Here is a 10,480-nt window from a genome sequence, read left to right on the forward strand (position 1 = left end):
CTTCTGCATTGCGCGGCAATAAGAACAGCGAGGCCTCCCTTGAAAGAGCACCCCTATCTTTGGCCGGCGGCTCGTGCCGGCTTCAAAGAAAATCTCTCCGGCAGTACCGACCCAGACAGCGCCGAAATGCCTCTGCGTGGTGAGCTCTTCAGCGCCCAGCAGATGGCCGGTCATGGCCGCGCGCTGGCCAAGAATCATCAGCTGAGCGAGCGTGGCGGCGGCGATCGTTTGCTGTCGCGTCTGAGCGAGAACGCTTCCGTCATCAGCAACACCTGCGAGGAGCTGACGGCCACCGTCAAGGAAGGCCGCCAGATCACGCCCGCTTCCGAATGGCTGCTCGACAATTACTACCTGATCGAAGAGCAGATCCGCATTGCCCGCCGCCACCTGCCGAAGGATTACAGCAAGGAGCTGCCGCGTCTCGCGAAAGGCGCGCCGACCGGCACCCCGCGCGTTTATCAGATCGCGCTGGAAATCATTGCCCACGGCGATGGCCGCGTCGATCCGGAAAGCCTGAGCCGCTTTGTCGAGGCCTATCAGGAAGTCGCACCGCTGAAACTGGGCGAGTTGTGGGCGATTCCGATCATGCTGCGTTTGGCGCTGATCGAGAATCTGCGCCGCGTCGCTGCGCGGGTAGCGGAGAACCGGCGCCAGCGCGATCTCGCCAACAGCTGGGCCGACCAGATGGTGGAAATYGCGGACAAGAATCCGAGCGGACTGATTTTGCTGGTGGCTGATATGGCGCGCTCCGAGCCGCCCATCACCAGCGCCTTTGTCGCCGAGCTGGCGCGCCGCCTGCAAGGCCAGAGCCCGGTTCTGACGCTGGCGCTGAACTGGATCACTTATCGTCTGGCTGAAACGGGACAAACCATCGAAGCCCAGATCCAGGCCGAGATCCACATGCAGGCCGCCGAACAGGTATCGATCTCCAACAGTATCGGCAGCCTGCGCTTCCTCGGCACCATGGATTGGCAGGAATTCGTCGAAACCATGAGCGCGGTCGAGCAGACCTTGCGCCTCGATCCTGCCGATGTGTATGGCGACATGGACTTCGTCACGCGCGACCAGTACCGCCACGTGATCGAGAAGCTCGCCAAGTATTCGGCGCTGAGCGAGCAGGAAGTGGCGCAGCAGGCGATCGAGCTGGCGCGCGTGCACGGCAACAGCGATCCGCGCCATAGCCACGTGGGTTTCTACCTGGTCGGCAGTGGGCTGATGCTGCTGGAGAAAAAGGTGGAGGTGCGTTTGCCCGTGCTGGCGTCCATGCGCAAGACCTTGCGCGCGGCGCCACTGTCGTCCTACCTGGGCGCGATAGGCGCAATCTCTATCGTGCTGACGGCCCTGATGCTGGAACGCGCTGTGCGCGGCGGGCTGGATGACTGGGGACTCGTGGTGGTGGGCGTACTGGGCCTGATGGGCAGCAGCCAGCTGGCGCTGGCCCTGGTCAACTGGGCGGCGACCCAGATGGTGCGGCCGAAACCCTTGCCGCGTATGGACTTCCGCAGCGGCATTCCCTCCAATGCGCGGGCGCTGGTGGTGGTGCCGACCTTGCTCTTCAGCCGCGATAATGTGGACGAGTTGTGCGAGCAACTGGAAGTGCGCTTCCTTGCCAACCGCGACGAGAATCTGCGATTCTGTCTGCTGACGGATTTCGCTGATGCGCAGGAAGAGATCCTGCCTGCCGATGCTGTCCTGCTGGAGCAGGCACGCGGCTGTATCGAGCGGTTGAACCAGAAGTACACCAACGGCGGCGCTGCGCCTTTCCTGTTGCTGCACCGTCCGCGCCGCTGGAATCCTTCCGAACGTGCCTGGATGGGCCACGAGCGCAAGCGCGGCAAGCTGGCGGATCTGAACCGCTACCTGCGCGGCGGCGCACGCGATTGTTTCAGTGTGGTGGTGGGCGAGACTGCCGACCTGGAAACCTTCCGCTATGTGATCACGCTGGATACCGATACGCAATTGCCGCGTGATTCCGCTCGTCAGTTCGTGGCGACCATGTGCCACCCGCTGAACCGTCCGCACGTCGATCCGCGCAAGCAGCGCGTGGTGGAGGGCTACGGCATCCTGCAGCCGCGCGTGTCGGTCAGCCTGCCCAGCGAAGATGCCTCGCGCTATGAGCGCCTGTGCGGCGGCGAGCCGGGCATCGACCCTTACACCCGCACCGTGTCCGATGTGTACCAGGACGTGTTCGCGGAAGGCTCCTTCATCGGCAAGGGCATTTACGATGTGGACGTCTTTGAACAGGTGCTGGGCCAGCGCTTCCCCGATAACCGCATTCTCAGCCACGACCTGCTGGAAGGCTGCTATCTGCGGGCTGGCTTGCTGAGCGACGCCCAGCTCTACGAGAATTATCCGGCACGCTACCGCGAAGATGTCGGCCGCCGCCAGCGCTGGATACGCGGCGACTGGCAGCTGCTGCCCTGGATCAAGGGGCGCGTGAGGCTGGCGTCTGGCGCCAAGGAGCCGAATCCCCTGTCCGCGCTGTCGCGCTGGAAGCTGTTCGATAATCTGCGCCGCAGCCTGGTGCCGCCGGTGCTGACGGTATCGCTGCTGCTGGCCTTTATCGCCCTGCCGCATCCATGGTTCTGGACTTGCGCGGTACTGGCCATTCTGTTCGTGCCGCCGATTGTGGCGGGCCTGTGGGACCTGGTCGCCAAATCGTCGGATACGCTGTGGAGCCAGCACCTGCCGGCATCCATTCGCCGCACCGGCCTGCACTTCGCGCATGCGCTTCTGACGCTGGTGTTCCTGCCTTACGAGGCTTATGTAAGCCTGGACGCCGTCGTGCGTACCCTGTGGCGTCTGTGGTTCTCGCACAAGCATCTGCTGCAATGGCGCGCGTCGGCGCTGGCGCAATCCGGCACCAGCATGGCCAGCAACTGGCGCACCATGTGGGTGTCGCCGCTGCTCGCGATCGTGGCCGGCGTGGCGCTGGAACGCTGGCATCCGCATGCCTTCCAGGCGGGCGTGATCTTCCTCGTTTCATGGCTGATATCGCCGATCGTGGCATGGTGGATCAGTCTTCCCATTCCGCGCATTCCGGCAGAACTCAAGGAAGAGCAGAATCTCTTCCTGCACAAGGTCGCACGCCGCACCTGGGCATGGTTCGATACCTTTGTCGGCCCGGAAGACAACTGGCTGCCGCCCGATAATATGCAGGAACATCCGACGCAGGTTGTCGCGCACCGCACCTCGCCCACCAATATCGGCATGGCCTTGCTGGCCAACCTGACGGCGTGGGACTTCGGCTATATCCCCACCTGCCAGCTGATTTCGCGCTGCGAGAACACGCTACGCAGCATGGGGCAGCTGGAACGCCACCTGGGCCACTTCTACAACTGGTACGACACCCAGTCGATGAAGCCCCTGCATCCCATCTATATTTCGACGGTGGACAGCGGCAATCTGGCGGGGCACTTGCTCACCTTGCAGGCGGGCCTGCACGACATCGCCGACCGCCCCATCGTTGGCGCGCAAGTCCTGCAGGGCATTGCCACCACCCGCGCCGTGCTGCAGGAGGCGGCGGAATCGGTGGCGCCATCCGGCAGCACGCCGGTGGAGTCGCTGGCGTCCCTGCTGGAGGCAACCAGCGTACCGATGCCGGTCCCGGCAACCCTGTCCGGCATGCAGGCCTGGCTACAGCGCGCCCACGCAGAGGCGGAAGCCTTCCTGCCCAAGGCCGGTGTGCACAGCGACGCTACGCTGCGCATGTGGGCCAGCGCCCTGGCGACCCAGTGCCGCTGCGCGCTGGACGAGCTGAATGCGCTGGCGCCATGGTTGTCCGCGGCGCCGGGTGCTGTGCTGGATGCGAGCCTGGACCGCGTCCCCACGCTGCGCGAGCTGGCGGGCTATCCGCTGCAAGGCGCGGCGCTGTCGGATCTCGCCCCGGCGGAACGCGAACGCCAGCAGCAGCTGGAAGTGCTGGTGAAGCCGGGCGCTGCCACAGCCCGCGACCGGCTGGAGCATCTGGCCCAGCTGGCGCACCAGGCTTGCGAGTTTGCTCGCATGGAGTACGCCTTCCTGTTCAATCCAACCACCAAGCTGCTGGCCATCGGCTACAACCTGACGGACCGCCGCCTTGATGCGGCTTGCTACGATTTGCTGGCTTCCGAAATCCGCCTCGCCAGCTTTGTCGCGATCGCCCAGGGCCAGCTGCCGCAGGAGCACTGGTTCGCCATGGGCCGCCAGCTGTGCATCGTGCACGGCCAGCCAGTGCTGCTGTCCTGGTCCGGCTCCATGTTCGAATACCTGATGCCGCTGCTGGTGATGCCGACTTATCCGAGCACTTTGCTGGATCAGACTTACAAGTCCGTGGTCGCGGCCCAGATCGAGTATGCGAAACAGCGCAGCGTGCCGTGGGGGATTTCCGAATCCGGCTACAACACCACTGACGCCAATCTGAATTACCAGTACCGTGCCTTCGGTGTGCCGGGCATAGGCCTCAAGCGTGGCCTGGGTGAAGACCTGGTGATTGCACCGTATGCCACCATGCTGGGACTGATGGTCGATCCGGATGCATCCTGCCAGAACCTGCAGAAGATGCAGACGCTCGGCTTCATGGGGCGCTATGGCTTCTACGAGGCGGTGGACTACACGCCGGCGCGTCTGCCGCGCGGGCAGAACCACGCCATCGTCAAGTCCTTCATGGTGCACCACCAGGGCATGGGCCTGCTGGCCCTGAACTATGTGCTGAATGACCGCCCGATGCAGCGCCGCTTCGAATCCGACCCGCTGCTGCAATCGACCTTGCTGGTGCTGCAGGAACGCAGCCCGCGCATCGGCGCCTTCTATTCGACCAGCGCCGAGCAGGCGGCGGCGCTGCGCCCAACCTCGCAGGAACAGGTGGCGCCGATGCGCATCCTGAACCAGGCCAATACGGCGGTGCCGGAAACCCAGCTGCTGTCGAATGGCCGCTACCACGTCATGGTCAGCAATGCAGGCGGCAGCTACAGCCGCTGGAAGGATCTGTCCGTGACGCGCTGGCGCGAAGACAGCACGCGCGACAACTGGGGCAACTTCTGCTACGTGCAGGATGTAGACGATGGCAAGACCTGGTCCACCACCTGGCAGCCAACGCTGGCTGAACCCAAGCGCATGGAAGTGATCTTCTCGGAAGGCCGCGCCGAATTCCGCCGCACCGAAAACGACATCGAGCTTTACACGGAAATCGTGGTGTCGCCGGAAGACGATATCGAAATGCGCCGCACGCGCATCACCAACCATTCCAGCCATCCGCGCACCATCGAACTGACCAGCTTTGCCGAAGTGGTAATGGCGCCCGCCGCTGCCGATGCCGCCCACCCGGCCTTCAGCAAGCTGTTTGTGCAGACCGAGATTGTGGAAGACGAAAGCGCCATCCTGTGCACCCGCCGTCCGCGCGGCAAGGGCGAGTCCACGCCTTACCTGGTGCACGTGATGACCATGCACGATGCGCAGGTCAAGGAAGTGTCTTACGAAACGGACCGCGCCAGATTCATCGGCCGCGGCAATACCGCGCAGGCGCCGCTGGCCTTGCGCGAACCGGGCGCGCTGTCCAATAGCGAAGGCTCGGTGCTCGATCCGGTGGTGGCGATCCGCTACCGCATCGTGCTGCTGCCGGGCATGGCTGCGATTGCCGACATCGTCACCGGCATGGCCGACAACCGCGACGGCGCCCAGCACCTGATCGATAAATATCAGGACCGCCACATGGCCGACCGCGTGTTCGAACTGGCCTGGACCCACAGCCAGGTCGTGCTGCGCCAGCTGAATGCAACCGAGTCGGATGCGCAGCTGTATGGCCGCCTGGCCAATCACGTCATCTATCCGAATGCTGCGCTGCGCGCCGAACCGTCCATCCTGGCGCGCAACCAGCGTGGCCAGTCCGGGCTGTGGGCTTACGCCATTTCTGGCGACTTGCCGATCGTGCTGATGACCATCCGCGATTCCAGCAACATTGAGCTGGCGCGCCAGCTGGTGCAGGCCCACGCATACTGGCGCCTGAAAGGGCTGGTGGTCGATCTGGTGATCTGGTACGAGGATGTCTCCGGTTATCGCCAGGCCCTGCACGACATGATCATGGGCCTGATCGCCTCCGGCCTCGATGCGCAATCGATCGACCGACCGGGCGGCATCTTCGTGCGTCCGCTGGAAGGCATCTCGCCGGAAGACCGCATCCTGCTGCAGACCGTGGCACGTGCGGTGCTGAGCGATGAACGCGGCACGCTGGCGGATCAGCTCAAACGCGGCGCCGCGCCGCCGCTGCGCATGCCGCCGCTGCTGTCGGATTCGCGCGGCGAGTATGAGGACGCAGGGCCGTCGACGCGCCTGCCGCAAGGGCTTCAGCTGGAGAATGGATTGGGCGGCTTCTCGTCCGACGGCCGCGAATATGTGATCGTAACGGCCGAGGGCAAGCGCACGCCGGCACCATGGTCCAACATCCTCGCCAATCCGCAGTTCGGCGCCGTGATCTCGGAAAGCGGCCAGGCCTACACCTGGCAAGAGAACGCCCACGAATTCCGCCTCACGCCATGGCATAACGATCCTGTCTCGGACCTGAGTGGCGAGGCCTTCTACATCCGCGACGAGCAGAGTGGACGCTTCTGGTCGCCGATGGCGCTGCCGGCGCGCGGCACGGGCGACTACGTTACGCGCCACGGTTTCGGCTACAGCGTGTTCGAACACAGCGAGGCGGGCGTCACCAGCGAACTGACCACCTTCGTATCGCTGGACGCGCCGGTGCGTTATACCCTGGTTACCGTGCGCAATGAGTCGCCGGTGCCGCGCCGCCTGTCCGTCACTGGCTATGTGGAGTGGGTGCTGGGCGATATGCGTTCGAAATCGGGCATGCACCTCGTGACCGAAATCGACCCTGTCAGCGGCGCGCTGTTTGCGCGAAACGCCTACAACACCGAGTTCTCCGGCCGCGTCGCCTTCTTCAATGCGGACGCTACTCAGCGCACCGTGACCTGCGACCGCACCGAGTTCATCGGCCGCAACGGCAGCCTGGCCAATCCGGCCGCCATGCGCCGCGTACGTCTGTCGGGCAAGGCGGGTACCGGCCTGGATTCCTGCGCAGCCATCAATGCGCCGTTCGATCTGCTGCCGGGCGAAGAGCGCACCATCGCCTTCGTGCTGGGCATGGGCGGCCGCCGCAATGCAGACGCATCGACCATGGCCACGCGCCACGGCGGCCGCGAGGCGGCCGTGGGCGCGCTGGATGCCGTACGCACGCATTGGGACAAGGTGCTGAGCGCCGTGCAGGTGGAAACGCCGGAACCGGCGCTGGATCTGATCGCCAACGGCTGGCTGATGTACCAGACCATCGCCTGCCGCATGTGGGCACGCAGCGGCTACTACCAGTCCGGCGGCGCCTTCGGTTTCCGCGACCAACTGCAGGATGCGATGGCCATGGTGCATACCCAGCCGCAGATCCTGCGCGATCACATGCTGCTGTGCGCGGCCCACCAGTTCGTGGAAGGCGATGTGCAGCACTGGTGGCACCCGCCATCGGACCGCGGCGTGCGCACCCACTGCTCGGACGACTATCTGTGGCTGCCGCTGGCGGCATGGCGCTATGTGTCCACCACCGGCGATATGTCGGTGCTGGACGAGAAAGCCCATTATCTGGAAGGCCGTCCGGTCAAACCGGAAGAGGATTCTTATTACGATATGCCGGCGCGCTCGGCGCAGCAGGGCGACCTGTACGAGCATTGTGTGCGCGCCATCCGCAACGGCCTGCGTTTCGGCGTACACGGCCTGCCGCTGATCGGTTCCTGCGACTGGAACGATGGCATGGACAAGGTGGGCGAAGAAGGCAAGGGCGAGAGCGTGTGGCTGGCCTGGTTCCTGATCGATGTGCTGCAGCGCTTTGCTGAAGTGGCGGAGCTGCGCCATGACGACGCCTTCGCCAAGGAATGCCGCGAGGAGGCGCACAAGATAGCGGCGAACATCGAAGCCAATGCCTGGGACGGCCAATGGTATCGCCGCGCCTATTTCGACGATGGCACGCCGCTCGGCTCGCACGAGAACGAGGAATGCCAGATCGACTCGATTTCCCAGAGCTGGGGCGTGCTGTCCGGCGCTGCCGATCCGGAGCGCGTGAAAGGCGCCATGGCGCAGGTCGACCAACGCCTGGTGCGGCGCGACTTCGGCCTGATCCAGCTGCTCGATCCGCCGTTCGACAAATCGCCGCTGAATCCGGGCTATATCCGCGGATATGTGCCGGGCGTGCGCGAGAACGGTGGCCAGTACACCCACGCCGCCATCTGGACCGTGATGGCCTTCGCCAAGCTGGGCGAGATCGAGAAGGCCTGGGAGTTGATGCGCATGATTAATCCCGTGCAGCACGGCGATCATCCGGATCTCTACAAGGTCGAGCCTTACGTCGTGACGGCCGACGTGTATGCGGTGTCGCCGCACGTAGGCCGCGGCGGCTGGAGCTGGTACACCGGCTCCTCCGGCTGGATGTATCGCCTGATGGTGGAATCCCTGCTGGGCCTGACGCGCCAGCCGGACAAGCTGCTGATGTCGCCGCGCATCCCTGCCGACTGGGAAGGTTTCACCCTCAGCTACCGCCACGGCAACGCCAGCTACAAGATCCGCGTGGTGCGCGGCGACGGCATACTGCCCGCTGAAATCCCGCTCACAGCCACCGACGGCCAGCACGAAGTCGAGGTCCGCGTTCCCCGCTGAGGAGAGGGCTTTGTGCTATCCTCTCCCGCGCCTGCCGTGGAGCAGGCGCATTACTAAAAGAGGAATCATGCTCAGACTGAACCCGATCGCCGCCGCGCTGCTCGGCGTGGCGGCCTTGCCTGCAATGGCCCAGGACCCGCTCAGCTACGCGCGTTACGACCAGGTCCGCACCACCGACCTGCACCTCGACCTGAAAGCCGATTTCGCGCGCAAGACGCTCGATGGTTATGCGGAACTGAGCCTGAACTGGCTTGATAAAAATGCCAAAAGCCTGGTGCTGGATACGCGCCAGCTGAGCATCGCGCGCGTGCAGACGCTGGATGCGAGCGRCCATTGGCGTGCTGCCTCATACATGCTGGATCGTCCCGATGCGAAGAAGGGCCAGGCCCTGCGCATTGCGCTGGCGACGCAGCCGGAAAAAGTCCGCATCTATTATCACACCGCGCCTACCGCGAGCGCACTGCAATGGCTGACGCCTGCGCAGACCTTGTCCGGCAAGCGCCCCTTCATGTTCAGCCAGTCGGAGCAGATCGATGCGCGTTCCTGGGCGCCGGTGCAGGATACGCCGGCCGTGCGCTTCACCTACAGCGCCCGCATCCAGGCGCCGCAAGGCATGCGCGTGGTGATGAGCGCTGAAGGCGACCAGCAGGCGACTGGCGCAGGCGGCTGGAATTTCCGCATGCCGCAGCCGATTCCATCCTATCTGCTGGCGATTGCCGTCGGCGAACTGGAACTGCGCAATCTGGGGCCGCGCACCGCCGTGTATGCGGAGCCAGGCCGCATTGAAGCTGCCGCCTACGAGCTGGCGGACACCGAGAAAATGGTGGCCGCTGCCGAATCCCTGTACGGCCCATATCGCTGGGGACGTTACGACATGCTGGTGCTGCCGCCATCCTTCCCGATCGGCGGCATGGAAAACCCGCGCATGACCTTCCTCACGCCGACCATGATTGCCGGCGACCGCAGCCTGAACGACCTGATCGCGCATGAACTGGCGCACTCCTGGTCCGGCAACCTGGTGACGAATGCATCGTGGAAGCACTGGTGGCTGAACGAAGGCTTCACCACCTACGTCACCACGCGCATCGTGGAAGCCTTGTACGGCAAGGAAGTGGCGGACATGAACCTGCAAGTGGAGCAGGAAGAAGCCATGGCCTCGCTGAAGGAAATCCCGGCCGCCAAGCAGTCGCTGTTGACGCGTGATCCGGACACCAACCCCGCCAACTACACCGACGAAGGCCTGGCTTATCCGAAAGGCGCCTGGCTGCTGCACACGCTGGAAGACCGCGTGGGCCGCGACGTGTTCGACCCATTCCTGCGCGGCTGGTTCGACCAGCACGCCTTCCAGTCCGCGACCACCGAGCAGTTCGTGACTTACCTGCGCAAGAACCTGCTGGAGAAGCATCCGGAAGCGATGAGCGATGCCGAGCTGGATGAGTGGCTGTATGGCGCCGGCATTCCGGCCAGCGCCCAGCACATTGCCTCGCCGCGTCTGGCCGCGCTGGACGCCAGGCGCGATGCGTGGCTGAAGGGGGAGCTGCCGACCATCGAACTGGGCGCCAAGGACTGGATCGCGCTGGAGTGGATGCACTTCCTGAACGACATCGACCAGAAAGCCAATGTCGCGCAGCTGAAGGAACTGGACGAAGCGTATAGCCTGCGCACATCGCAGAACAATGAGATCGCGTTCCGCTTCTACCTGGCGTCCGTGCATGCGGGCTACAACGTGCGTGATCCGCTGAATGTATTCCTGATGCATGTGGGCCGCCAGAAGTTCGTGGTGCCGCTGTATGGCGCGATGCTGAAG

General features: G+C 64.3%; 2 protein-coding genes. Both read left to right on the plus strand.

The window, feature by feature from the left end:
• Positions 1-126 precede the first annotated feature (126 nt).
• The gene (locus AB4Z11_RS11195; protein WP_442025326.1) at positions 127-8,673 is read left to right on the plus strand and encodes a GH36-type glycosyl hydrolase domain-containing protein; all 8,547 of its coding nucleotides are present in this window, start codon (positions 127-129) and stop codon (positions 8,671-8,673) included.
• Between the two features lie 67 nt (positions 8,674-8,740).
• Positions 8,741-10,480: leukotriene A4 hydrolase C-terminal domain-containing protein (locus AB4Z11_RS11200; RefSeq protein WP_442025327.1), on the plus strand; the 1,740-nt coding region annotated here is incomplete at its 3' end.

The sequence above is a fragment of the Pseudoduganella sp. RAF53_2 genome (assembly GCF_052113985.1).
GTDB lineage: Bacteria > Pseudomonadota > Gammaproteobacteria > Burkholderiales > Burkholderiaceae_D > Rugamonas.